The sequence below is a fragment of the Streptomyces sp. JL2001 genome, from assembly GCF_050917515.1.
GTDB lineage: Bacteria > Actinomycetota > Actinomycetes > Streptomycetales > Streptomycetaceae > Streptomyces.
In genome coordinates this window covers 4,877,980-4,901,402 of the sequence record NZ_CP169421.1, presented here as the reverse complement: position 1 = coordinate 4,901,402, position 23,423 = coordinate 4,877,980, and the positions used below count along the sequence as shown (strand labels likewise).

At 74.5% G+C, this 23,423-nt stretch carries 21 protein-coding genes and 2 tRNA genes; 5 read left to right on the top strand and 18 right to left on the bottom strand.

The genetic code is table 11. From position 1 onward, the window contains the following. Positions 1–139: 139 nt before the first annotated feature. Entirely contained in the window at positions 140–1,210 is a 1,071-nt protein-coding gene (locus ACE1OA_RS21870; RefSeq protein ID WP_432753250.1) for an LLM class flavin-dependent oxidoreductase, read from the bottom strand. Positions 1,211–1,586: 376 nt separating this feature from the next. Between ACE1OA_RS21870 and ACE1OA_RS21865 the strand changes: the two genes are divergently transcribed. Together ACE1OA_RS21865 and ACE1OA_RS21860 are read left to right on the top strand one after the other, a co-directional pair. After that, positions 1,587–2,345, top strand: coding sequence for an IclR family transcriptional regulator (locus ACE1OA_RS21865; RefSeq protein WP_147978129.1), 759 nt, complete (start codon positions 1,587–1,589; stop codon positions 2,343–2,345). A 153-nt stretch (positions 2,346–2,498) separates the two neighbouring features. Continuing rightward, positions 2,499–2,572: transfer RNA gene (locus ACE1OA_RS21860), tRNA-Lys, on the top strand. 76 nt (positions 2,573–2,648) lie between these two features. Here ACE1OA_RS21860 and ACE1OA_RS21855 read toward each other — a convergent pair. The 6 genes from ACE1OA_RS21855 to ACE1OA_RS21830 form a co-directional block, all read right to left on the bottom strand. Further along, a complete protein-coding gene (locus ACE1OA_RS21855) occupies positions 2,649–3,311 on the bottom strand; it encodes a response regulator transcription factor (protein WP_356599106.1) in 663 nt (220 codons plus the stop codon). Then, positions 3,242–4,549: a sensor domain-containing protein gene (locus ACE1OA_RS21850; protein ID WP_432753249.1), complete on the bottom strand. Its 1,308-nt coding sequence runs from the start codon at positions 4,547–4,549 to the stop codon at positions 3,242–3,244. The genes ACE1OA_RS21855 and ACE1OA_RS21850 overlap by 70 nt, the downstream gene beginning before the upstream one ends. Before the next feature lie 71 nt (positions 4,550–4,620). Further along, positions 4,621–6,288: an AMP-binding protein gene (locus ACE1OA_RS21845; RefSeq protein ID WP_432753248.1), complete on the bottom strand. Its 1,668-nt coding sequence runs from the start codon at positions 6,286–6,288 to the stop codon at positions 4,621–4,623. A 25-nt stretch (positions 6,289–6,313) separates the two neighbouring features. Then, positions 6,314–6,904 (bottom strand): lytic polysaccharide monooxygenase auxiliary activity family 9 protein, encoded by a 591-nt coding sequence (locus ACE1OA_RS21840; protein WP_384866798.1) that lies wholly within the window; start codon positions 6,902–6,904, stop codon positions 6,314–6,316. A 154-nt stretch (positions 6,905–7,058) separates the two neighbouring features. Beyond that, positions 7,059–9,164 carry an SPFH domain-containing protein gene (locus ACE1OA_RS21835; protein ID WP_432753247.1) on the bottom strand — a complete coding sequence of 702 codons (2,106 nt, stop codon included), beginning with the start codon at positions 9,162–9,164 and terminating at the stop codon, positions 7,059–7,061. Between the two features lie 846 nt (positions 9,165–10,010). Further along, the gene (locus ACE1OA_RS21830; protein ID WP_432753246.1) at positions 10,011–11,345 is read right to left on the bottom strand and encodes a peptidoglycan-binding protein; all 1,335 of its coding nucleotides are present in this window, start codon (positions 11,343–11,345) and stop codon (positions 10,011–10,013) included. Between the two features lie 184 nt (positions 11,346–11,529). On the opposite strand from ACE1OA_RS21830, the gene ACE1OA_RS21825 reads away from it, so the two are divergent. Further along, positions 11,530–11,603 (top strand) — tRNA-Lys (locus ACE1OA_RS21825). Between the two features lie 584 nt (positions 11,604–12,187). Here ACE1OA_RS21825 and ACE1OA_RS21820 read toward each other — a convergent pair. The 5 genes from ACE1OA_RS21820 to ACE1OA_RS21800 all read right to left on the bottom strand — a co-directional run bounded on the left by ACE1OA_RS21820 (position 12,188) and on the right by ACE1OA_RS21800 (position 16,941). Then, positions 12,188–12,856: a class F sortase gene (locus tag ACE1OA_RS21820; RefSeq protein ID WP_356599118.1), complete on the bottom strand. Its 669-nt coding sequence runs from the start codon at positions 12,854–12,856 to the stop codon at positions 12,188–12,190. Between the two features lie 2 nt (positions 12,857–12,858). Continuing rightward, a complete protein-coding gene (locus ACE1OA_RS21815; protein ID WP_361310634.1) occupies positions 12,859–13,470 on the bottom strand; it encodes a hypothetical protein in 612 nt (203 codons plus the stop codon). Positions 13,471–13,585: 115 nt separating this feature from the next. Then, positions 13,586–14,365 (bottom strand): HAD-IIA family hydrolase, encoded by a 780-nt coding sequence (locus tag ACE1OA_RS21810; protein ID WP_386540432.1) that lies wholly within the window; start codon positions 14,363–14,365, stop codon positions 13,586–13,588. 226 nt (positions 14,366–14,591) lie between these two features. After that, complete coding sequence (locus ACE1OA_RS21805; RefSeq protein ID WP_356599124.1) at positions 14,592–15,467, bottom strand: hypothetical protein; 876 nt, start codon at positions 15,465–15,467, stop codon at positions 14,592–14,594. Between the two features lie 235 nt (positions 15,468–15,702). Beyond that, positions 15,703–16,941 (bottom strand): ROK family transcriptional regulator, encoded by a 1,239-nt coding sequence (locus ACE1OA_RS21800; RefSeq protein WP_432753245.1) that lies wholly within the window; start codon positions 16,939–16,941, stop codon positions 15,703–15,705. A gap of 56 nt (positions 16,942–16,997) precedes the next feature. Here ACE1OA_RS21800 and ACE1OA_RS21795 point away from each other — a divergent pair, with 56 nt between their 5' ends. Beyond that, complete coding sequence (locus ACE1OA_RS21795; protein WP_356599128.1) at positions 16,998–18,092, top strand: Gfo/Idh/MocA family oxidoreductase; 1,095 nt, start codon at positions 16,998–17,000, stop codon at positions 18,090–18,092. Further along, complete coding sequence (locus ACE1OA_RS21790) at positions 18,089–18,568, top strand: heme-degrading domain-containing protein (RefSeq protein WP_356775875.1); 480 nt, start codon at positions 18,089–18,091, stop codon at positions 18,566–18,568. Before ACE1OA_RS21795 ends, ACE1OA_RS21790 begins: the two co-directional genes overlap by 4 nt. 81 nt (positions 18,569–18,649) lie before the next feature. Here ACE1OA_RS21790 and ACE1OA_RS21785 read toward each other — a convergent pair whose 3' ends face one another. The 6 genes from ACE1OA_RS21785 to ACE1OA_RS21760 form a co-directional block, all read right to left on the bottom strand. Further along, complete coding sequence (locus tag ACE1OA_RS21785; protein WP_356599132.1) at positions 18,650–19,507, bottom strand: fumarylacetoacetate hydrolase family protein; 858 nt, start codon at positions 19,505–19,507, stop codon at positions 18,650–18,652. Between the two features lie 137 nt (positions 19,508–19,644). Then, positions 19,645–20,373, bottom strand: coding sequence for a YidC/Oxa1 family membrane protein insertase (locus tag ACE1OA_RS21780; RefSeq protein ID WP_356775871.1), 729 nt, complete (start codon positions 20,371–20,373; stop codon positions 19,645–19,647). Positions 20,374–20,463: 90 nt separating this feature from the next. Further along, positions 20,464–20,757 carry a DUF6412 domain-containing protein gene (locus tag ACE1OA_RS21775; RefSeq protein ID WP_356599136.1) on the bottom strand — a complete coding sequence of 98 codons (294 nt, stop codon included), beginning with the start codon at positions 20,755–20,757 and terminating at the stop codon, positions 20,464–20,466. Between the two features lie 163 nt (positions 20,758–20,920). Next, positions 20,921–22,429, bottom strand: coding sequence for a sodium:solute symporter family protein (locus ACE1OA_RS21770; protein WP_432753244.1), 1,509 nt, complete (start codon positions 22,427–22,429; stop codon positions 20,921–20,923). Continuing rightward, on the bottom strand, positions 22,426–22,644 hold the full coding sequence (locus ACE1OA_RS21765) for a hypothetical protein (RefSeq protein WP_432753243.1): 219 nt from the start codon (positions 22,642–22,644) through the stop codon (positions 22,426–22,428). Before ACE1OA_RS21765 ends, ACE1OA_RS21770 begins: the two co-directional genes overlap by 4 nt. Further along, positions 22,641–23,399 (bottom strand): class E sortase, encoded by a 759-nt coding sequence (locus ACE1OA_RS21760; protein ID WP_356775867.1) that lies wholly within the window; start codon positions 23,397–23,399, stop codon positions 22,641–22,643. Before ACE1OA_RS21760 ends, ACE1OA_RS21765 begins: the two co-directional genes overlap by 4 nt. Positions 23,400–23,423 lie beyond the last annotated feature (24 nt).

Sequence of the window (23,423 nt, the reverse complement as noted above, 5' to 3'; positions counted from 1 at the left end):
GCGTGAAAGCCCTTGTCAGAGAGGTGCAGCACAAAGCGGAACCGCCCGCCACTACATGTGACGAGCGGTTTAAGGTTCGCTTAGGACTCCGCGGCCGGGTCGTTCGAGGCTGAACCAACACCCCGCGGAAACCCAGGTTTTACCCGAGGTCCTCCGGCAGGCCGTAGGCGTCCGCGATCAACTCGTAGCTCCGCAGCCGCACATCGCCGCCGTGCGCGTGGGCCGTGATCATCAGCTCGTCGGCGCCGGTCCGCTTGCGCAGGTCGTCCAGACCCGAGCGCACCTCGTCGGCCGTGCCGTGGACGATGTTCGCCAGCCAGCCGTCCACGAAGTCCTGCTCGGCGGGACTGAAGACGTACGCCTCCGCCTCCTCGGGCGTCGGGATCAGGCCGGGACGGCCGGTGCGCAGCTGGAGCATCGACAGCGCGCCGGTGCGGACCTGGCGGCGGGCCTCCCGCGCGTCGTCGGTGGCCAGCGCCGAGACGCCGATCAGCGCGTACGGCGCATCGAGCACCTCGGAGGGGCGGAAGGAGTCGCGGTAGAGGTCCAGCGCCGGGATGGTGTTGTGGGCCGAGAAGTGATGGGCGAAGGCGAACGGCAGACCGAGCATCCCTGCCAGCCGCGCGCTGAAGCCGGACGAGCCGAGCAGCCAGACCGGGGGCCGGCCCTTCGGCCCCTGCACCGGACCCGGTACGGCGTGGATCCGGGCGTACGGGTGCCCGTCGGGGAAGTCGTCGTCCAGGAAGCTGGTCAACTCGGCCAGCTGCTGCGGGAAGTCGTCCGCGCCCTCGTTCAGGGTCCGGGTCCGGCGCAGTGCGGCGGCCGTCGCCCCGTCCGTCCCGGGGGCGCGGCCGAGCCCGAGGTCGATCCGGCCCGGCGCGAGGGCCTCCAGGGTGCCGAACTGCTCGGCGATCACCAGCGGGGCGTGGTTGGGCAGCATGACGCCGCCGGATCCGAGCCGGATGCGGCTCGTGTGGGCGGCGAGGTGGGCAAGGATCACGGCCGGCGACGAGGAGGCGACACCGGGCATGGAGTGGTGCTCGGCCGTCCAGAGGCGGTGGTAGCCACGCCGCTCGGCGAGCTTGGCGAGCTCGACGCCGGTGGCGAGCGCCTGCGTCGCGGTCCTCCCCCTGCCGACCGTCACCAGGTCCAGTACGGACAGCGGAACGGCCGACTCCCCGTGTCCCGTGCCTCGAATCGCGTCGCTCACCGTGGGCCCTTCTGCGCAGTGACATACGTACGCCCGAGCACAACAGGAGGGTGTCTCCGGTTATTCCCCGGAGGGGATCGGGGAGGCTCCCGGCGGTGATCGGGGAGGCTTCCGGGGGTGATCGAGTCCGTTTCTCCGAAAAAAATCTTCTCGACTTCGGGCTTCGAACGCCCGCCCGAGGCCGCTCGGGCGATGCCCTGACCTGACACTCTGTGCGACAAGTGTGACCCTGGCATATGCCAGGGTGGCGAGGCCCAGCTTAGGGCCGTGGAGCTGCGCATTATTCTCGCCAACAGCCGCCCCGGAAACGGCGCTTGACGGCTATCGTGGTACGGAAGTACGGAAGCTTGCGGTCACAACCTGGTAGGGGGAAACCGTGGCGCTGAAGCCCGAGCCCACCGCGCCGTTCCACTCGGTGCAATACGCCCTGCGTGTGCTGGAGACGGTCTCACGGCACGGCGGCGGGGTGACGGACGTCCAGATCGCGCGGGAGACGGGTCTGCCGACCGCCCATCTGGCCTCCCTGCTGCTCATGCTGCGGCGCGAGGGGTACGTCGAGCAGGTCAGCGACGGCGCCTACGTGATCGGCGACTCGCTGGTCCTGCTGGGTTCCGGCATAACCCGGCGCGAGGCGCTGGAGCGCAAGCTCCAGGAGACGCTGACCGAACTGCGCGACTCGGTCGGCGCGGCCGTCTACATCAGCCGGTACATCGACGGCGAGGTGAAGATCACCCAGTTCGCCGACGGCCCGCGCACGCCCAAGGTCAACGAGTGGGTCGACTTCCGCTCGGCGGCGCACGCCAGCGCGGTCGGCAAGTGCCTGCTGACCCAGCTCGACCAGAACGGCCGCCGCGACCACCTGTCCCGGCACCGCATCGCCCGGCTGACCTCGCGGACGATCACGAACGAGAAGGTGCTCTTCTCCAAGCTCGACAGCCAGCCGCCGACGGTTCCGGTACTGGATCTCCAGGAATACGCGGTGGGCACGGTCTGCGCGGCGGTGCCGCTGACCGCGGGCGCGTCCGTGGGCTGCCTCGCGCTCTCCCTGCCGATCGAGCACGCCCACCGGCTGCGCTCGGCGGCGGACACCCTGAACCGCAGGGCGGCTCCGGTGGTCCTCTCGCTGGCGATCTGAACCCTGTCCGGGCGCCCGGACAGGATCGGGACGCGAGGGGCCCTTCCCCGGCCGGCGGGGCCCCGGGATCCCGCCCGAAACGGCCGAAAGGGTGCCGCATCGGCGTGGTCGGGAGCACCCCCGCGGACCAGGTAGTATTTTCTCTGTCAGCAGGCGCCGCTAGCTCAGTTGGTTAGAGCAGCTGACTCTTAATCAGCGGGTCCGGGGTTCGAGTCCCTGGCGGCGCACAGACGGAAGAAGCCCCTCGCGCAAGCGGGGGGCTTCTTCGTGCGCCCGGCCCGTGCGCCCGGCCCGGGTCGCGCCTCAGGCGCGGAGGTAGGTGAGGACCGCCAGGACCCGCCGGTGGGTGTCCTCGGCGGGCGGCAGGTTCAGCTTCCCCAGGATGTTGCCGATGTGCTTGCCGACGGCGGCCTCGGTGACGACGAGGCGGCGGGCGATCTCCCCGTTCGAGTGCCCTTCCGCGACCAGGGCGAGCACCTCGCGCTCGCGAGGGGTCAGCGCCTCCAGCGGATCGCGGTGCCGGCGCAGCAGCTGCCGCACGACCTCGGGGTCCACGACGGTGCCGCCGTCGGCGACGCGGGTCAGGGCGTCGAGGAACTCCTCGACCTGGCCGACGCGGTCCTTGAGGAGATAGCCGACGCCGGTGCCGTCGCCCGCGTCCAGCAGGTCGGCGGCGTAGGTCCGCTGCACGTACTGGCTCAGGACGAGGACGGGCAGCGCGGGGTGTTCGGCGCGCAGGGCGACGGCGGCGCGCAGCCCCTCGTCCTGGAAACCCGGCGGCATCCTGACGTCGGTGACGACGATGTCCGGCCGGTGCGCGGCGACCGCCTCGCCCAGCGCGTCCGCGTCGCCGACCGCCGCGACGACCTCGTGGCCGAAACGTGCCAGGAGACCGATCAGGCCCTCACGGAGGAGGACGCTGTCCTCGGCGAGGACGACGCGGAGGGAGCGGTCGGTGCGGGACAAGGGATCTCCACTCGCAGGAGGGTGGGGCCGCCGGTCGGGCTGATGATCGTCAGTGTGCCATCGAGGACCGCGAGCCGGTCGGCGAGTCCGGTGAGGCCGCTGCCGCCCGCGGGGTCGGCGCCGCCCGCGCCGTCGTCGGTCACCTCGATCCGGAGCCGTTCGGCGGCGTACCGGACGGAGAGTCCGGCGCGGGTCGCGCCGCTGTGCTTGCCGATGTTGGCGAGGGCCTCGCAGACGGCGAAGTAGCCGGCGCTCTCGACGGCGGTCGGCAGCCGGGGCAGGCCGGGCGGGATGTCGGTGGTGACGGGGACGGCGGAGCGGTCGGCGGCGTCGGTGAGGGCGGCGTCCAGACCGTAGTCGGCCAGGACCTGCGGATGGATGCCGTGGATCAGCTCACGCAGCTCGGTGAGGACCAGGCCGGCCTCCGCGTGGGCCTTGCCGAGCTGGTCGGCGAGCGGCCCCGGCGGCGCGTCCAGCCGGGCCAGGCCGAGGGTCATGGTGAGGGCGACGAGGCGCTGCTGGGCGCCGTCGTGCAGATCGCGCTCGATCCGCCGGCGCTCGGCCTCGAAGGCGGCGACGAGCCGGGCGCGCGAGGCGGTGACCTCGCTGATCCGGTCCCTCAGTTCGGTCTCGCGGGGGGCGAGCAGTGCGCGGCTGACCGCGGCGCGGGCACCTGCCAGGGCGGCGAGCGGGTAGAGCAGGGCGACCAGCAGCACCGCGCCGAGCAGGGCCGCGGCGAAGGCCTGCGGATACGAGGTGACGAGGTAGGCCTTGACGACCTTGGCCTCCTCGCCGTCGAGCGCGAGCTGCAGGGGGGCGCACATCAGCAGGACGGGCAGGCCGAGGGCGACGGCCAGGAGGATCAGGTCGAGCGGCCACAGGAGGGTGGCGTGCAGGACGGCGTACGCGAGTTCCCGCCAGGTGGCCTGCTCGCGCACCCGGAGGCGCAGCCAGGCGCCGAGCCCCGGGGCGTCGGGAGTCCGGTGCGGATCGGCGGCGGGCTCGTGCTCGACGAGCCGGATCCGCCGCCGCTCGATGCCGCCGAGGGCGATCCCGGCGAGCAGGAGCAGGGGCAGTCCGACGAGGAGGAGGGAGAAGAGGAGGAGGAGCAGGAGCACCAGGAGGGCGGGCAGCCCGGTGGCCACCCCGCTCGCGAGGTACGCGGCGGACCGCCAGGGCCAGGCGGTGCGGGGATACCGGGGCCGGGTGAGGGCCTGCCAGGGGGTACGGGGCTCCATGGCGCCCACCGTAGGCGGCGGCCGGCGGCCCGGGCCATGGGTCTGGCGGGCGTGCGGGGGTATGCCTGGCCCTACCCCTCGGGAGCGGGCACGGTCGGTGACGGGCTGCGGCCCTGGGCGGCGTACCGCGCGCGCAGGGTGTCGAGGACGGCCGGGGTCACCGGTTCGTAGGGGGCGTCCGGGGCCGGGCGCCACCACACGGGGTCCTCGCAGAGGAAGGAGGCGCGGCGCAGGGCGACGCGGTGGATCTTGTTCGTGGCGGTCAGCGGGAGTTCCGGCACGATGCGGACGAAGCGGGGCGGCATCTTCGTCCCCAGGTCCGGCTGGGCGGCGAGGAACGAGGCGAACGCCTCGGGAGCGAAGGCGGCGCCCGGCCGCAGGGCGATCGCCGTCATGACCTGGTCGCCGGCCACCGGGTCGGGTATCGCGTAGACCGCGACGCCCGCCGCGCGCTCCCAGCGCGCGAGGATCTGCTCGATCACCGCCGCGGCGAGGTTCTCGCTGTCGACGCGGAGCCGGTCGTCGGTGCGTCCGGCGAAGTAGAGGAAGCCTTCCGCGTCGCGGTAGAAGAGGTCGCCCGTCCAGTACCAGCCGTCCCGCAGCCGGGCGGCCTCCGCCTCGGGGTTGCGCCAGTAGCCCTCGAACGGGTTCCGGCCTCGGTTGACGAGTTCGCCGATCGCCGAGCCGGCGTTGAGCAGGGCGCCCGAGGCGGAGAAGCGTGCCTCCTCGCACTCCTTGCCGGAGGCGGCGTCGACCACCGCCAGGTCGTCCCCCGGCGCCGCCCGCCCGATCGCGCCGGCCGGCGTGTCCGGGGTCCGCTGGATCGCCGCACCGCCCTCGGAGGAGCCGTACCCCTCGACCAGCCGTACGCCGAACCGCGCCTCGAAGCGGGCCGCGTCCACCGCCCCGGCCTCGGTGCCGAACCCGAGCCGCAGCCGGTGGCCGCGGTCGTCCGGACCGGTCGGGGTGGCCAGCAGGTACTGGACCGCGCGCCCCACGTAGGTGAAGTACGTCGCTCCGAACGCGCGGACGTCGGGCAGGAAGCCGGAGGCCGAGAAGCGGTCCCGCAGCGCCACGCCCGCGCCGGCCGCGAGCGCCGGCGCCCAGTCGGCGATCACCGCGTTGCCGTGGAACATCGGCATGCAGACGTAGTGGACGTCGTCGGGGCCCAGCCCGAAGTGGGAGACGAGGGAGCGCCCGGCCGCGGCGAGCCTGCCCTGGCTGCAGATCGCGGCCTTCGGCGCGCCGGTCGAGCCGGAGGTGAAGTAGAGGAGCATCCGGGTGCCGGGGTGCACGGGGCGGACGACGGCCTCGCCCGGCTCGGCGCCCTCGTACGGCAGCAGCAGGGCGCGGTAGGCGTCGGTGTCGGTCACCAGGATGCGTACGCCCGGCAGGGCGAGCCCGTCGAGCAGGGGAAGGTACGCCCGCTGGGTGACCAGGACGCGGCAGTCGGTGTGGACGATGTCGCGGGCCAGTTCCGCTCCGCGCCGGGTGGGGTTGATGCCGGCGACGGCGGCCCCGGCCAGGGCCGCCGCGCTCAGCCACAGGGGGAACTCCGGCGTGTTGTCGAGGAGTACCCCGAGGTGCGGCTCGGCACCCCGGGGCAACAGCTCGACGAGCAGCGCGGCCCGCGCGGCGGCTCCGGCGGCGACCTGGTGGTGGGTGAGGACCGACGCCCGGCTCCTCAGCCCGATCCGGTGATCGCCCCACTGACGCTGCACGAGCTCCGCCACGGTCATGCGCCGGACGGTAGCTGACTAGCCGTCAGAACTGAACATCCGAGCAGGCGTAGAAGGCGTTCGCGGTGTCCGCGATCGTCCACACGGCCAGGATCAGATGCTTGCCGGTCTTGCCCGCCGGGATGGTCCCGGAGTGTGAGAGCGTGGCCGGCGGCTGCTGGTTGTTGTAGGGGACGGTCAGGAAGGGCTGGGAGTCGAGGGCCGCCCGGGTGAGCGGCTTGGTCCGGTCCCAGCCGTTCCTGGTGATGTAGTACCGGAAGTCGGTGGTGCGGTGGCGGGCGGTGAACTGCCAGCGGAAGCTGTAGCTCTGGCCCGCGGTGACCTGCGTGGCGGGCCAGTTGCCGCCGCGCGGGTCGTCGAGCTGGGCGAACTGGGTGAGACCGGCGGAACAGATCCTGCCGTCGGCGGGTCCGGCGGACGGGAAGCCCTTCGGACCCTCGACCGACTGCGGCTCCCACTGGATGGAACCGCAGTTGGTCACCGTGCCGTTGGCGCAGAGCTTCTGCCGGCTGATCGGGGAGTCGGTGTAGCCGTGACTGCCGGCACTGCTCGTGGCGAAGAGGGAGGCGGCCGCGACGCCGAGCGCCACCGCGGCCACACCTGTCTTTTTGCGCATGCTGTCGCTCCAGGAGAACGTGGGGGAGTTCTGTGACCCGTGCTGCACGCGTGCGAATGATTCGGCCGTGGGTGGTGCGGCGGTACCTATTCCGGTCTAGACCAAGTACCAAGGTATTGACGGAAGTTGAACATGTCCATACCAATCGCGGGATTCACGCGCCGTCCCCCGGCGCGGTACGGCCCGTGTAGAACGCCACCGTCAGGTCCTTGACCAGCGCCTTGCGCTCGTAGTCGTCCAGCTCGACCAGACCACGCGCGGTCAGGCGGTGGACCACGTCGTCGACCGCGTCCACGACGGCGGTCAGCACGCTGTCCCGGTGCTTCGCGTCGATCGCCGCGATCCGCCGGCGCTGCATGGCCGCCGCGATCTCGGGGGCGTACTCGATCCGGGTCGGCTGCGCCGAGAACACGTCGACCCCGACCGGGGCGCACTCCGCCGAGAGCATCCGGGTCAGCGCCTCGCCGACCGCCTCCGCGTCGCGCAGCGTCGGGGCGTCCTCGTGGAAGGCGTCCGCCGGAAGCTGCGAGAGCACGCGCGCCATGGCCGCCTCGACCTGCTCACGCAGGTACGCCTCGTGCCCGTCGACCCCCAGCGCGGCCCGGACGGTGTCCCGGATGCGCCAGACCACGAGGACGACCACGTCGAGCGCGGTGCCCTTCGCGTCCACCGCGGAGAGCGGCTCGCTGCGCCAGTGCCGCAGCCGGACGTCGACCCTGCGGCGCAGCAGCAGCGGGCTGATCCACAGGAGCCCGGTGCGGCGGACGGTACCCCGGTAGTCGCCGAAGAGGGTGAGGACGTAGGCGTGGCCGACCCGGCCGCGGCCGAGGCCCCCGAACGTGAAGAGGGTGGCCAGCACCCCGAGCGCGAGCAGGGCCCACTGGCCGAGGTGGATGCCCTGGTACGGCCGGACCGGCAGCCGCAGCATCCGGCCCAGCGCATCGGGCACGGCACCGGCCCACCACACGACGGCCGCGCACCCGGCGAGCGCCAGGAACCCGGCGGCGACCCCGATCCAGCCGGGCAGGGCGGGCCCGGGACGCTCGACGAGCCCGGGGTCGGCGGGGGGCGCGGGGCGGGCGGACCGGGCGCGGGCGGGCTTGGGGATCCTCGCCCGGGACGCGGAGGCCGGCGGGGCGGCGGAGGCGGGGACCGGGGAGGGCGCGAGCGTGGCCATGGCGACGGTGGCGGGGCCGCCGTCGTCGGCCACGCCGACGCTCGCCGCGGAGGGATCGGGCTCGTCCCGGAAGAGGAGGTGCACGGGGATCGAACCGGTCGTCTCGGTCCCGATCACGTTCTTCCGCCGGGGTCCGGTCCGCACGGGCGCCGGCGCGGGCGCCTTGGCCTGCTCGGCGGCCACGGGCACGGCGATGACCCCGCCGGGGGCGTCGATGATCCGCCCGATGTCGGAGACCCGGATGAACTCGCGCCGCCCGCAGGCCACGTGGCCGGACGCGGCGTCTTCGCGGGAGCCGGTCCGCGGCCCGCCGGACCGGTCGCCGGACGTGGCGGTCGGGGCGGTCGGGGTGGACGGGGTGGACGGCGTGGTGCCGGACCGGTCGGCGGAGGGGGTGGCCGGCGCGGACGGGCCGGTCGCCGTGTCGGCCTTGGCCGCGACGGCGTCGGCCGCGGTGCGCGCCGTCTCGGCGGTGACGTCCCGGACGTGGTCGGTCGGCGACGAGACGGCGAGGGCCGCGGCCGGGGCGCCAGGGGTGGACGAGGCCGGCGCCTCGGCCGGCGTGCCCGGCCGGGCGGGCGACGTGGCCGGCGTGCCCGCGGGGGCCGGGTCGGTCGAACGGGGCGGGGCCGGGGTCCGGCCGGACAGGGGCGCGGCGGCCGCACGGGAACCGGTGAGCGGTCGGTCCGGCGCGGCGGCGGGCTTCTCGGCGGGAGTGGCGGCGCCCTCCCCCGCGGCGGGACGCTCCCGGCCGGACACCGGCGTCGACGCGGCGTCAGAAGGGGGCGTGGCCGGGCGCGCCGTCGCGTCGGCGACCGCGCCCGTCGGCGCCTTGGCGACCGCGGGGGCGGCCGGCGGGACGGCCGGCGGGACGGCCGGCGCCGGACCGTCGTGCGCGCGGCCCGCGGCCGGCTGACGGGAGTCGGCCGGGGCGGTGGGAGTGGCGGGAGTGGTGGAGCCGGTCGGCCGGTCGGCGCCGGGCGGGGTGCCCGCGCCGGTGGTGGCCGCCGCGCGGGCGGTCCGCTCACGGTCGGCCGCCGGAACGCCGCCGGGCCCGGACGCGGAGCCGTCGGGACCCGCCACCGGGCCGACGCCACGCGATCCGCCGACAGCTCCGGGCGCCGGGCGGCCGGCCGATCCGCCGACAGCTCCGGGCGCCGGGCGGCCGGCCGATCCGCCCGTCGCGCCCCGGGGCCCGTCGGTTCCGCCCGCCCGTACCGAATCGGCCGACGCGCCCGGGGGCGTGTCCGACCCGGGCTCCGCACCGGCCGTCATCGGCTCCGCACGACGGACCGGGTCCGCCGGCGTCCCGTCAGGCGCGGCTCCGTCGACGCCTCGGGCCGCCGCCCGCGGTTCCACGCCGGGCCGGGTCTCCGTTCCGACCGGCCCACCTGCGCTCCGGCTCCGATCGTCGCCCGTCTTGACCGGCTCACCTGTCCTGGCCGGCTCACCCGTCCTGGCCGACTCACCCGGTTCGGTGGGCTCCTCGCCGCCCGGCCTCGCGGCGCTCGCCGCGTTCGCCGCACGATCCGCGCTCTCCGCACCGACCGGCCGCCCCACCGTGAGCGCCGCACCCACCGACATCGCCGCCATCGCCGCCCCGACGGGCGTACCCACGGAGCCACTCACCCCGCCGCCGGATGCGGGCGCGTCCGGCCCGCCACCGCTCGCCGCACCGGTTCCGCCCGTCACCGGGGCGGGCCGAGGTCCCGCATCCGCAGGAGCCGCACCCGTCGTCACGGCGGACGGCGAGGCCGCACCCGTATCCCCGCCGGGCGGGCCGGCCGACGCGCGCGGGGTGCGGGGCTCCTCCGTCAGACGGCGTGCCGTGCGCGCCGCGTCGCGCGTGGCCGCGGGGCCGGAGTCTCCGGGCGGGCCCAAGGGATTCGGGTTCGATGCGGTCATGCGGTCCACCTCATGCTCTTGGGGTCATCGGAACAAGCGCCGCCAGGTCTCCGGGCCGGGGTAGCCGTCGGCCGCGCCGCCGAGCCATCCCTGCGCCCGCTGGAACGCCTCGACATTGCGACGGTCCGCCTCGGACCAGCGCGGACCGGGACCCGACAGGTAGTGCTTGCCGTAGCCCCGCTTCACCAGCTGTTTGCCCAGCTTCTCCACATATGCGCTGGATTGCCCCGGACGGAAGTAGCCACGCCCGGGGAACCCCGCCTCATTCGCGTTCGAACCCCCCGAACCACTCGAACCGCCGATGGCGCGGCCCTGCCCGGTCACCAGCAGCCGCCACGTCTGAGCCCCCGGCAGACCGTCCGCCTCCACGCCCTTCCACCCCTGCGCCTGCTGGAACGCCTGCGTCGCCCGGCGGTCCGCCTCGGACCAGCGCGGGCCGGGGCCTTGGCCGTAGAACCGGGCGCCGCCGCGCGCCACGAGCAGGCGCCCGAGCCGGGTGACGTAGGCGTTGTTCGCGCCGGGCCCGAACATCGCCGCGCCCGGGTACGCCGTCGCGGAGGCGGCGCCTCCGGCGGTGGCGCCCACGGTGATCCCCTTGTAGCGGTAGGCGACGTAGCGGTCGGAGTTGTTCCAGTACGCCAGCGGCGTGGCCTGCCGCCGCGTGCGCGGCTTCGTCTGCTCGTACGCGATGTACGAGGTGTGGGTGTAGTCGGTCCAGCCGCCGAAGATCGTGACGTGCGAACCCTCGGTCGGATTGGCCGGGTTGTGGAAGAGCAGGATGTCGCCGGGCTGGAGCTCCGTGCGGTCGATCTTCTCGCCGAACTTGTCGAGGCTGCCGGTCCACTCGTTGGCGCTCAGGCTCCAGGCCATCGAGATGTAGCCGGAGCAGTCCTGCCGGTATCCGTCCGTCCAGTACTTCTCCATCGAGTACGGGACCTGTGCCGTCACCCACCGCTTCGCCCGGTTGATGATCTCGGTCCGGGTGGAGCGGCGCAGCGACGCGGCCGGGACCTGACCCGTCGTCGGGTAGGCGGCGGGCGACGCCGGCTTCCCGCCGGGGCCGGGCGCTCCGTGCAGCGGACCGGCGCCGCCCTGGGGGGTGTCGGGTCCGGGGCCGTCGTCGGCGGGGGCGGTCGGGACGGTGGGACCCGAGGGCCGGGCGAGGGCGCTCGCCTCGCCGCCGCCGAGCACCACGCCGGCCGCCGTCATCAGGACCAGCGCGCGCCGCGCACCGCGCGCCGCCGGGTGACCGCCCGCGCGGACGGGCAGCGCGAGGGCCAGGTCGCGCCGTTGCCGGCCGCAGCCCGCGCACGCGCAGTCGTCGGCGGGCTCGAACTCCTCGAAGATCGGCACACTCATGCGATTCCCCTCCACACTCGTCGAGATCCTCCGGCGCTCCTGCACGGGCGCCAGTGTCTCAACTGTCTGGACAAATCGCATTTTGACGGATCGAAGCTACAAAACGACCATCCGACAGGCCGGAAGCGGCAGGTAATGGTCGGGAGCACTCTCGAGCGTCGGGTAGAGTTACGCAGGTCAGCAAGCGCCGCTAGCTCAGTTGGTTAGAGCAGCTGACTCTTAATCAGCGGGTCCGGGGTTCGAGTCCCTGGCGGCGCACGCGCAGTCGAGGCCCCCTCACCATCGGTGAGGGGGCCTCGGTCGTTCTCCCGCTCCCGGACCCGGAGGGCAGGACCTGTCTCCTGGAACGTCTCCCGCGCCTCCCCTCCCTGCCGCGAAGCCCCACCGCCCCCTCGGCCCGGGCCCGATCGACCAGCCGGGCCGGAGGAGGGCTCGATCGAGCGGCCGACACGAGTAACGGGCCGATCGACCGGCCCGAGACGGATAACGGCCCGATTCGACCGGCCGACGTCTGGGCCGGCTGCGGCGAGCGCCCTACAGTGTCCGGAACCCCGACCTCCCGCGGCGGCGCCGGATTCCTCCCGCACTCCGGATGCCCGCGGTCGAGGACCGGCCCGGCCGGCGGACGCACGGGACGTGGGCCGCCGGCCGGGCTCGGCGGCGCGCGACGGGGAGCCCGCGACCCGGACGAGGAAGCGGGCCCGGACGAGGAAGCGGGCCCGGGCCAGGCTGGGGACCGGCCCCCGGCCCGGCGCGCGACGGACGGGCGCGGGGCCGGCGGCGACGGGCGGACAGGCACGGAGCCGGCGGACGAACGGACGCACCACGGCTCCGGAAGCGGCTCAGCCCTTCGTCACACCCGTGAGGTACGCGGAGACGACCACGTTCGCGGTGTAGGCGCCCGCCGCGCGGTCGAAGCTGCCGCCGCAGGTGATCAGCCGCAGCTCGGCCCGGCCGGCGCGGCGCTGCCCGTACACCTCGTGCGCGTCGAAGTGGTCGCGGGGGACGACCCGCACGTCGTCGACGGTGAACTCGGCGACGGAGCCGTCCGACCGGGTGACGCGGACCTCGGCGCCGGGGCGGGCGGAGCTCAGACCGTAGAAGACGGCCGGCCGGGTCTCGGTGTCGACATGGCCGACGAAGACGGCGGACCCGTCCGCGCCCGGCCGGGTGCCGCGGTCGAACCAGCCGACCGACTGCGGCATCTCGTACGGGGGCGGGTCCACCGCGCCCGTGTCGTCGAGGCCGCGCGGGACGACCGGCGCCGCGATGCCGAGGGAGGGGACCTCGACCCGGCTCGGCGTCGCGGGCCCCACGGGGGCGTGCGCCGGGGGGAGCGGGACGCCGAGCGGGCGGCCGGCCGCGGCGATGTCGCCGGTGGTCGGAGCCGCCGCGCCGCCCGGGCCGTCGGTCGCCTCCCGGCCCCACAGCCACAGCCCCAGGACCAGGAGCGCCCAGGCCACGCCGGTGATCAGCCGGCCGGTTCCCGCGGTCCGCGTTCCGGCGGACATCCTCAGTCCGCGGCCGAGGCCGCGTCCGCGCGGCGGCGGCGCGCGCTGCGGACGGCGACGGCCACCGCGGCGATCCCGGCGCCGGCGAGACCCACCAGGGTGTACGGGGTGCCGAGGCCGCTTCCGGTGGCGGTCTGGGCGACACCCGGCGCGGCCGGCACGGCGAACGCCGCGGTGCCTCCGCCGCCGGCCCGGACCGGCGCGAGGGGGCTGGGGTAGTACGTCGGCTCGTGCGTGGGGTGGTGCGTGGGCTGGTGGTGGCCCTGGACCTGGATCGTGCCGACGTCGCGGTGGCTGTGACCGTCGCAGGTCACGCTCACGCGATAGGTGCCGTCCTTCAGGTCCGACTTCACGGTGGTGTCGCCGAACAGCGGGTAGTCGCCGCCGTCCCGCCCGGTGAGTTCGGCGTCGGCGACGAACGCCTGGGACTTGGCGGCGCCCGTGGTGCCCTTGCAGCCCGTGACACGGACGTCGACATCGGCACCCGGCCGGGCGGTGGACGGGGTGACGGTGATCTTCACGCCGTCATGGGCGTACGCGGTGCCGGCTGTGGACGCCAGCACGAGTACGGCGGCCGCCCCTGCGGCACGGAGAGCAATGGGACCTGAACGCATCGTGACCTCCTGGTACTGGCAGGTTCACCCGGTTCCGGCCTTTTCGCATCCGCAGGGGCCCGGCACGCCTCCGAACAGGGGGTTCCGGCCCATGGACGGCTCCCCCGGCGGACGGTCAGACGCGGTCGACGATGTCCGCGATCGAGTCGACGATCTTGGACGGCCGGAACGGGTAGCGGTCCACCTCGGCCTGGGTCGTCAGACCGGTGAGCACCAGGAAGGTCTGCATGCCCGCTTCCAGACCGGCCAGGATGTCGGTGTCCATCCGGTCTCCGATCATGGCGCTGGACTCGGAGTGGGCGCCGATGGCGTTGAGTCCGGTACGCATCATCAGCGGGTTCGGCTTGCCCGCGAAGTACGGGGCCTTGCCGGTGGCCTTGGTGATGAGGGCCGCGACCGAGCCGGTGGCGGGGAGCGGTCCCTCCAGCGAGGGGCCGGTCTCGTCGGGGTTGGTGCAGATGAACCGGGCGCCGGCGTTGATCAGCCGGACAGCCTTGGTCATGGCCTCGAAGGAGTACGTCCGGGTCTCGCCGAGGACGACGTAGTCGGGGTCGTGGTCGGTCAGGACGTAACCGATGTCGTGCAGGGCGGTGGTCAGCCCCGCCTCGCCGATGACGTAGGCCGTGCCGCCGGGACGCTGGTCGTCGAGGAACTGCGCGGTGGCGAGGGCGGAGGTCCAGATGTTCTCCACGGGCACGTCCAGGCCCATGCGGGCCAGCCGGGCGTGCAGGTCGCGCGCGGTGTAGATCGAGTTGTTCGTGAGGACCAGGAAGGGCTTCCCGGTCTCCCGCAGCCTCTTGATGAACGCGTCGGCGCCGGGGATCGGGACACCCTCGTGGATGAGGACGCCGTCCATGTCGGTCAGCCAGGATTCGATCGGCTTGCGCTCTGCCATGTGCGGGAAACTCCTGCCGTACGGAATGCGTGCGGTGCTGGGAACGCCGCGACAGCGCTGTGGCGACGTCCCCAGACTAGTCAGGATGTCCTGATCCTGACCCCGCCGATCATCCGGTACCGGTGGTCGTCGCGGGTGCGGCGGAGGGCGGCAGGGGCCGCCTTCCCCCCGGCACGGGGCCGTCCCCCTCGGGCCGGCAGGATCCGGCCCTCCGCGGGCGGCCTCCTCAGCGGCGGGGCACGCCCCGTCGTGGGCGACGGCCGCGGCGCGCCACCAGCACCAGGACGGCGCCGCCGAGGACGAGAGCGCCGGCCACGGGGGCCAGGATGGCGACGACGTCCCGTCCGGTCAGGGCGAGTTCGCCCGGGGCGGTCGACGGTCGGGCGGCACCCCTGGACGGGGTGGCCGTCGCCGGGGCGGGCACGGGGGTGCCGGGTTCCGCGCGGCCGGGTTCCGCGGACGGTGCGGCGGGGTCGATGGTGAGGCGGTAGGCCTCGGACTCGCCCACCCAGTCGCCGTCGTCGCCACGGCGTTGCACGATCGCCGCGTTGGCGACGACCTCGTCGGGGGCGGTGTCGGCGCGGAAGGCGAGCCGGACCGGCACGGTGACGGTGCCGCCTGCGGGTACGGCGAAGCCGGGGAAGCCGGTGAGGACGCCGATGTTCTCGTGCTCCTCGGTCCCCTCGAACGGGACGGGCCGCCAGCGCCGGGCCGCCGCGTCGTAGAAGTCGAGGCGGATCTGGGCGGGTTGGAGCATCCGATGGCGGTCGGCGAGGACGAGGACCGGATGGATGCCGTCGCAGGCCTCCGTCGTGGTGTTGGTGAGATCGATGTTCCAGGTGGCCGGGGCGCCACCCGGGGCGTAGTCGGCGGGGCCGCCGTGGATCCGGGTGTCGAGGGGGAACTCGGTGTCGGTGGCCTTGCCGCAGGTGGGCGGCTGGTCACGCTGTTCGGCTTCGGGACCCGGGCCGGAGTCGGATCGGGGGCTGGGACCGGGGCCAGCGCCCGGCTCGGCCGCGGCGGGGAGGACGGCGAGCGCGAGGACGGCGGTTCCGGCCGTCGCAGCGGTCACGCCGAGGGCGAGGGCATTGCGCAGTCGCATGGGCGGGGTGCCTTTGCTGCTCGCGGGCGGACGGGACGGCCGCGACGCTGCCACGGGCCGCGGGGCGGGCACGGGAGCGACGCGGCGGACCCCCTCGCACGGCCCGGCCATTCCACCTGATCAGCGTATTTTCGACGCCTCGGCATCCTCGGCCGGCGGGGGCGGCTTCGGAACGCCGGGGCACGGGGCCCGGTCGGGGCCGCTCGGTCCGTGGCCGGGCACGCCCCCGTCGGGGCTACTTGCCGAAGACGGGAGCCAGCACCAGCTGGGCGGCGCCCTCGGCGACGGCGTACGGGGTGACGGCGACCTCGGTGGGCAGGCCCAGTGCCGCGAGGACCGCGCGGGTGCCGCGCTCGAACGTGTCGGGGGCGGCGAGGACGGCCCGACCGCCCAGGAGGACGCGGTCGATGTCGAGGAGCCGGACGAGCCCGGCGGCGCCGGTGCCCAGGACCCGGGCCGCCTCGGCGAGGTCACCGCGGGCGACGGCCGCCAGGCACAGGACCTCCAGGCAGCCGTGCCCGCCGCAGTCGCACGGGGGTCCGTCGAGCTGCACCGTCTGGTGCCCCAGCTCGCCCGCCCCCGTCCTGGCCCCCCGCAGCAGGCGGCCGTCCAGCACGAGCCCGGCACCGAGGCCGGTACCGAGATGGACGTACGCGAACGAGTCCGCCGCGGGCGACCGCAGGGCGAGCCCGAGCGCGGCGGCGTTCGTGTCCTTGTCGAGGACGACGGTCCGCCCGAGCTCGCGGGCCAGTACGTCGCGGACGGGGAAGCCGTCCCATTCGGGATGGCCGGTGATCCGGCCCGGCGCCCCGGCCGGGTGATCGAGCGGACCGGGCATGGCGACCCCCACCCCCAGCACGACGGACGGACCGCCCCCGGCCCGGCCGCCGGAAGGGGCGTCGCCGTCGGGGTCGGTGTCGCGGGCGGGGGCGATGTCGGTGTCGCCGTCGGTGTCGCGGGCGGCGCCGGCGGCCGGGCCGTCCGGCGCGGGGCCGGACCCGCCGCCCGGTCCCGGTGCGCCGGCCCCCTCCCCCGGTACCGGTGCGAGTCCCGCTCCCGCCAGCAGTTCCCGTACCTCCCGTGCCGCCGCCGACAGGACGGCCGGGGCGCCCGCGCCCAGGTCCAGCGGGGCGTCGCGGGTGACGACCGGCGTGCCGGCGAGGTCGACGAGGACGGAGGTCAGTTCGTCGCGGTCGAGGTGCAGCCCCACCGCGTACGCCGCCGACGGGACGAGCCGCAGCACCGTGCGGGGCTTGCCGCCGGTCGAGGCGCGCCGGCCCGCCTCGCGGGCCAGGCCCTCCGCCCGCAGCCGCGCCGTGATCTTGCTGACCGCCTGCGGGGTGAGCCCGGTCCGCTCCGCCAGCTCCAGCCGGCTGATCCCCGCCTCCCCCGCGCCACGCAGCAGATCGAGCACCAGCGCCGCGTTGTGGCTGCGCAGCGCCGGTAGGTTCGCTCCACCCAAGTCGTTCTTCACCTCGCCATTGTCTCCTGCGCTTGCACTTTGGCAACAGCGTTGCTTAAGTGGCGTCCATGACTGGCAGCACCGACCCCCGCACCCCCCTCCGCGTCGGACTCGTCGGCTACGGCCTCGCGGGCTCCGTCTTCCACGCCCCGCTGATCGCCGCCACCGAGGGCCTGGTCCTCGACACGGTCGCCACCGGCAACGCCGAGCGCCGGGAGCAGGCCCGCGCCGCGCACCCCGGCGTGCGGTTCGCCGACTCCCCCGACGACCTGCTGGCCCGGGCCGAGGAGCTCGACCTGGTCGTCGTCGCCTCCCCGAACAAGACCCACGTCCCGGTCGCCACCGCCGCCCTCGAAGCCGGCCTGCCCGTCGTCGTGGACAAGCCGGTCGCCGGCACCGCCGCGGAGGCGCGCGCGCTCGCCGCGCTCGCCGAGGAGCGGGGCCTGCTGCTCTCGGTCTTCCAGAACCGTCGCTGGGACAACGACTTCCGCACCCTGCGCGCGCTCCTCGCGGAGAACGCCCTCGGCCGGGTCCAGCGGTTCGAGTCGCGTTTCGAGCGCTGGCGGCCCCAGCTCAAGGGCGGCTGGCGCGAGTCCGGCTCGCCGGAGGAGATCGGCGGCCTGCTCTACGACCTCGGCAGCCACGTCGTCGACCAGGCCCTGGTCCTCTTCGGACCGGCCGTGCGCGTGTACGCCGAGTCGGACGTCCGCCGTCCCGGCGCCGAGACCGACGACGACACCTTCCTCGCGATCACGCACGCGAACGGGGTCCGCTCCCACCTGTACATGAGCGCCACGACCGCCCAGCTCGGTCCGCGCTTCCGGGTGCTGGGCGAGAGCGCCGGCTACGTGAAGTACGGCCTGGACCCGCAGGAGGCGGCGCTGCGCGAGGGGCTGCGTCCGGTCCCGGGCGCGCCCTGGGGTCTGGAACCGGAGTCGATGTGGGGCACGATCGGCGCCGGGGAGTCCCCGCTGACGGGCGGCGGCACCCCGGTCGAGACCCTGCCGGGCGACTACCCGGCGTACTACGCGGCCATCGCCGCCGCGCTGCGCGGTACGGGCGACAACCCGGTCCCGGCGCACGAGGCCGCCGCGGCCCTCGACGTCCTGGAGGCGGCGAAGCGGTCCGCCCGCGAAGGCGTCACCGTGGAGGTCGGCGCATGAGCGAGGTCGCCGAGCTGGAGGCGCTGGAGGCCGGCCTGACCCTGTCCCGCTTCACGTACGAGGACGCCTGGGCGCTCGGCACGCTGCTGGTCGGCTTGGCCCGCGAACGGCGCGCGCCGGTGGCCATCGACATCAGGCGCGGCGCGCAGCAGCTGTTCCACTGCGCGCTGCCCGGGTCGAGCGCGGACAACGACGCCTGGATCGACCGGAAGCGGCGGGTCGTCGAGCGGTACGGCGAGAGCTCGTACCTGGTCGGCGCCCGGTTCCGCGCCAAGGGCACGACGTTCGAGCAGTCCTCGCGTCTGGACCCCGACCGGTACGCCGCCCACGGCGGTTCGTGCCCGGTCGTGGTCGAGGGCGCGGGCGTGATCGGCTCGGTCACCGTCTCGGGCCTGCCCCAGGCGGAGGACCACGCGCTCGTGGTCGAGGCGCTGGGGCGGCTCAGGGCCTCGGCCGGCGGCGCCGCCGCGGAGTGAACGCGAACACCCCCGGCGCACACCGGCTGTCCGGACCGCGCGTGAGCCCCCCGGCTCACGCGCGGGCGCATCCGCGTCCGGTCAGGCGTCCTTGAGTTCCTGACGCTGGCGTCCGAGGCCGTCGATCTCCAGCTCCACCACGTCGCCGGCCCGCAGGTACGGCTTGGGTTCGGGCTGTCCCATCGCGACGCCCGCCGGGGTGCCGGTGTTGATGACGTCTCCCGGGTGGAGCGTCATGAACTGGCTGACGTAGTGGACGACCTCCGCGACCGGGAAGATCTGGTCGGCGGTGCTGCCGTCCTGCTTCAGCTCGCCGTTGACCCAGAGCCGCAGGCCGAGGGCCTGGGGGTCGGGCACCTCGTCGGCGGTCACGAGCCAGGGGCCGAGCGGGTTGAAGGTCTCGCAGTTCTTGCCCTTGTCCCAGGTGCCGCCGCGCTCGATCTGGAACTCGCGCTCGGAGACGTCGTGGGCGACCGCGTAGCCGGCGATGTGGGCCTGCGCCTGCTCGGCGGACTCCAGGTAGCGGGCGGTGCGGCCGATGACGATCGCCAGCTCCACCTCCCAGTCGGTCTTCGTGCTGCGGCGCGGTACGAGCACGGTGTCGTCCGGGCCGACGACCGTGTCGGCGGCCTTGAGGAAGACGACCGGCTCCGCCGGGGTCGCCGCGCCGGTCTCGGCTGCGTGGCCGTGGTAGTTCAGCCCGATGCACACGACCTTGCCGATCCGGCCGACCGGCGGGCCGACGCGCAGCCCGGTCGCGTCGAGCGCGGGCAGCACCCCTGCGCCGGCCGCGGCGCGGATCCGGTCGAGTGCCGCGCCGTCGGCGAGCACTCCCCCGTCGATGTCGCCGACCAGCGCGGACAGGTCGCGCAGCGTCCCGTCCTGGTCGAGCAGGGCAGGACGCTCGGCGCCTGCCGGGCCGACACGCAGCAGCTTCATGGTCTTCTCCCTGTGGTCGAGGTGGGCCCGGAGCGGGCCCGTACGAGCCCCGGCCGATGGAGTGCGGCCATCGGAGGATTGGTCGATCCTCCAAGACTTCCGACCAGTCCGCAATACCCCGTTCACAACCTGGACCCTTACGCGGCGGTAGCGAGCGCCCCCGCGGCCGGCATGTCGCGGTAGAGGAAGGCCCGCTCGACCGCGGTCCAGGTGGTGCTGGTGACGATGTAGAGGGCGGCGGCGAGCGGCATGACGGCCACCGAGATCAGGGTGAAGAAGGAGAACAGCGGCATCACCTTGGACATGGCCGCCATGGCCCCGGCGCCGGGTGCCTGCGCGTCGGCGGCCGGCGGCGCGGCCGCCAGCTGCCGCTTCGTGCGGCGGAAGGTGAAGGTGGCCACGGCCGCGACGATCGCGAAGAGGACGAGGTAGACCCGGCCGGCCGGGCCGAGGACGCCGCCGTGGGAGAGGGCGTCGGCCCAGTGGTCGCCGAGCGGGGCGGCGAAGAGGGTGTGCCCGGTCATCCGGCCGCTGGAGAAGAGGTGGTACATCAGGAAGAACGCCGGCATCTGGAGCAGGCTGGGCAGGCAGCCGGCGAGCGGTGAGACCTTCTCCTCGGCGTGCAGCTCCATCATCGCCTTCTGCAGGCGCTCGGGGTTCTTGGCGTGCTTCTTGCGGAGTTCGGCGAGCTGCGGGGCGAGCCGGGTGCGGGCCTTCTGGCCGCGGGCGGCGGCCCGGGAGAGGGGGTGGATCGCGAGTCGTACGAGTGCGGTGAAGAGCACGATCGCGGCGGCGGTCGCCGTGGTGGCGAAGAGCGGCTGCAGCAGGTCGGCGAGCTGCTCGACCAGGGTGGCGAAAACGGACATGGGAGCCCTCCGGGGGTCTCTCGTCGTGCCGGGACGTGGAGCGTGGTCGGCATGACGGAACCGCGGGGTACTCGGGCGTTGCGGGTACCTCTACGCGGCCGTCGGGAGGGGACGGCCGGGTGCCCGGGGCCTGCGGCGACCCGAGGCGTCGGGGTCGCGTTGGGGCAGGAAGGCGGTGCGTTGCTCGCGGTCGCGCAGGGCCGTGCGGACCCGGGTGGGCGGCACGGCGGGCGCGACGGAGGCGCCGATGAGGGCGCAGACGACGGTGGTCGCGGCGAGGGCGACGGCGGCGGAGACGCTCGCGCCGTCGGAGAGGAGCAGGTCGGCGAGGGCGAGCAGGAAGAAGAGCGGGGCGATGACACGCGGGAACACGTCTCGGACCACCACCGCCTCCTCTCGGTTCGCCCGCCGGCGCCCACGGCCTGGTGCCGGGGCTTCCTCGGGGCTTCTCAGGGCCTCCGGGATTCCGGCAGCCTCCCAGCCGTTATACACGACCGGGTTCGAGAGGGACGAGCACGCTGCTTTTCGCAAGGCGCTCTGGCTGCGGTCACGCTCGGGGTGGTCCGGGCAGCGCGGCGTCGGTGAACTCCTCGTGGCCGAGGACGTCCTCGTCGGGCCGCTCGTCACGGTCGGCCGGTCCCAGCAGGGTGACGGCGACCGTCACGACGAGGTTGGCGACGAGGGCGACCAGACCGGCGTTCACCCCCCACACGGGGTCGTTCCCGCCGAACACGAGCACGCAGACGACGCCCACCCCGACCACGAGCCCGCTCACCCCCGCCGCCAGCGTCAGCTTTCGCCACAGAAGCCCCAGCAGCACCAGTGGCAGGAGCTGGGCCATCCCCTCGTAGGAGATGAGGGAGAGCCGGACGAGGGTGTTCGGGGCGGTGTACGTCATCACCAGCGCGAGCCCCCCGGCCAGTACCACCACGAGCTGCGAGAGCCCCTTCTCGCGCTCCCTCAGCCGGGGCACCAGGGAGAGCACGCTCCGCCCCCACATCGTGCCGATGACCAGCATGAACACCGCCATCGGCACGATGGACGAGAGCGCGGCGGCGACCCCGACGATCCCGACCGCCCAAGCGGGCAGGGCGTCCACGACCAGTTCGAAGAGCGCGAGGTTCGACTCGGCGCCGACCAGGCCGGGCACCACGAAGAGGGCCGCCATGCCGAGCAGCATGGGGACGAACAGCAGGACGTTGTAGGCCGGCAGCCAGACGGCGTTGCGGCGCAGGGTGTCGGCGTCGCGGGCGCCCAGGTAGCCGGCCACCGTCGTGGGGAAGATGACGACCGTGAGGCTGTTGAGCACGGTGGTGGAGGCGAACCAGCCGACCCCGTACCCGCTCCGCTCGCCGCCGTGCCCCGGCAGCGCCAGCCACTCCCGGCGCTCCTCGACGAGCCGGGTGAAGAACCCCCCGAAGCCGTCGAAGTAGTGCAGCGGGACGTACACGGCGAGGAACCCCAGGGTGAGGATCACCAGGGCGTCCTTGAGGACGGACACCCAGGCGCTGCCCCGCAGCCCGCTGACGACGACGAAGCCCGTGGTGACGGCGAAGGCCAGCGCGTAGGCCGCGTTCAGCGGGATGGTCCCGTACGAGACGGTCGAGACGACCACGCCCATGCCGGTGATCTGGAGCTGGATGTACGGCAGCAGGAAGATCGTCGCCAGGACGGCGACGGCCGCGCCCGGCCAGGCCCGCCGGTAGCGGTGGGCGACCGTGTCGGTGAGGGCGACGAGGCCGTGCTTGCGGGCGTAGCCCCAGAGCATCGGGCCCACCACGTACCCGACGGCGTAGCCGCAGGACATGTAGGCGACGACGTACAGCACCGGGGCGCCGTAGTCGTAGCCCCAGCCGGCGGCGCCGAGGTAGCTGAAGCTCGTGTAGCCCTCGCCGGCCATCAGGACCCAGATGAAGACCGGGCCGAGGGAACGCCCGCCCACCGACCACTCGGCGAGGCCGCCCGCCCCGCTCCCGCGGCGCACGGCGAGCAGACCGAGGACGACGGTCAGGGCCATGAAGAACCCGAGGACCGAGGTGGCGACGACGGCGTTCACCGCTCCCGGCCCCCTCGCCCTTCCCCTTCGACGGCCGCGCCCGCGCGCCGGGCCCGGTCCCCGCGCCAGGCCAGGCCGACGGCGACGGGCGTGAGGACGGTCGCGCCCAGCAGCCAGAGCGGCAGCAGCGGCACCCGGTTCACCAGCGGGAGGGCCAGTGCGAAGAACACGTACGGGAGGAGGAGCCACAACAGCTGGGGCCTGCGTCTGATCACTCCGACGAGACTAGCCTCGCCCACACGACGAGCCGGTACGCCGAGCTGAACTCCGGCGTGCAGGTCGTGAGCGTCAGGTAGGAGCCCGGCGCGGAGTACCCGTACGACGGCCTGACCAGCGAACGCGGCACGGGCGCGATCACCCCGGTGTCCCGCGGCGCGGTGCGCGGCAGCACCTGGTCGACCCGGTAGGTGTACGTGGCGGTGCGGGTCCGCACCGTGATCTCGTCGCCCCGCTCCAGCCGGTTGACGTACCGGAAGGGCTCGCCGTGGGTGTTGCGGTGCCCGGCGAGCGCGAAGTTGCCGGGACGGCCGGGGGCCGCCGTACGCGGGTAGTGGCCGACGTACCCCTTGTCGAGGACCCCCTTCTTGTCGACGCCCCGGGCGACCGGGGCACTGAGGCCGATGCGGGGGATGCGGAGCACGGCGTACGCGGCGGAGGAGGCCGGCGCGGTCGCCGGGGGCGCGGCGGAAGCGTCCGGCACCGGGGCGGGTGCGTCCGGGCCGACCGTCGGCGCGGGTCCGGCGGGCGACGGAACGGCGGACTGTGGCCCTGCCCACTCCCGCTCCAGGAGCCGCACCCGCTCCCCCGCCTCGGCTCGGGCCTCCCGGTTGGTCCACCACAACTGGTGCACGACCAGCAGCAACAGGACGACACCGCAGGTGACGATCGCCTCGGCACAGACCCACAGGGCGCGGGCGGGCGCGCTCCGCACCCCGCGCGCCTGGACGACGACCGGCACCCTGTCCCGCACGCGGGGCACGATAAGCGCTGAGGC

What these genes read in the sequence shown, in the direction of transcription:
- ACE1OA_RS21850 (WP_432753249.1), bottom strand. Translation starts at nt 4,549, where the DNA reads ATGGAGCCCCGTACCCCCTGGCAGGCCCTCACCCGGCCCCGGTATCCC.
- ACE1OA_RS21845 (WP_432753248.1), bottom strand. Translation starts at nt 6,288, where the DNA reads ATGACCGTGGCGGAGCTCGTGCAGCGTCAGTGGGGCGATCACCGGATC.
- ACE1OA_RS21840 (WP_384866798.1), bottom strand. Translation starts at nt 6,904, where the DNA reads ATGCGCAAAAAGACAGGTGTGGCCGCGGTGGCGCTCGGCGTCGCGGCC.
- ACE1OA_RS21830 (WP_432753246.1), bottom strand. Translation starts at nt 11,345, where the DNA reads ATGAGTGTGCCGATCTTCGAGGAGTTCGAGCCCGCCGACGACTGCGCG.
- ACE1OA_RS21820 (WP_356599118.1), bottom strand. Translation starts at nt 12,856, where the DNA reads ATGTCCGCCGGAACGCGGACCGCGGGAACCGGCCGGCTGATCACCGGC.
- ACE1OA_RS21815 (WP_361310634.1), bottom strand. Translation starts at nt 13,470, where the DNA reads ATGCGTTCAGGTCCCATTGCTCTCCGTGCCGCAGGGGCGGCCGCCGTA.
- ACE1OA_RS21810 (WP_386540432.1), bottom strand. Translation starts at nt 14,365, where the DNA reads ATGGCAGAGCGCAAGCCGATCGAATCCTGGCTGACCGACATGGACGGC.
- ACE1OA_RS21805 (WP_356599124.1), bottom strand. Translation starts at nt 15,467, where the DNA reads ATGCGACTGCGCAATGCCCTCGCCCTCGGCGTGACCGCTGCGACGGCC.
- ACE1OA_RS21795 (WP_356599128.1), top strand. Translation starts at nt 16,998, where the DNA reads ATGACTGGCAGCACCGACCCCCGCACCCCCCTCCGCGTCGGACTCGTC.
- ACE1OA_RS21790 (WP_356775875.1), top strand. Translation starts at nt 18,089, where the DNA reads ATGAGCGAGGTCGCCGAGCTGGAGGCGCTGGAGGCCGGCCTGACCCTG.
- ACE1OA_RS21785 (WP_356599132.1), bottom strand. Translation starts at nt 19,507, where the DNA reads ATGAAGCTGCTGCGTGTCGGCCCGGCAGGCGCCGAGCGTCCTGCCCTG.
- ACE1OA_RS21780 (WP_356775871.1), bottom strand. Translation starts at nt 20,373, where the DNA reads ATGTCCGTTTTCGCCACCCTGGTCGAGCAGCTCGCCGACCTGCTGCAG.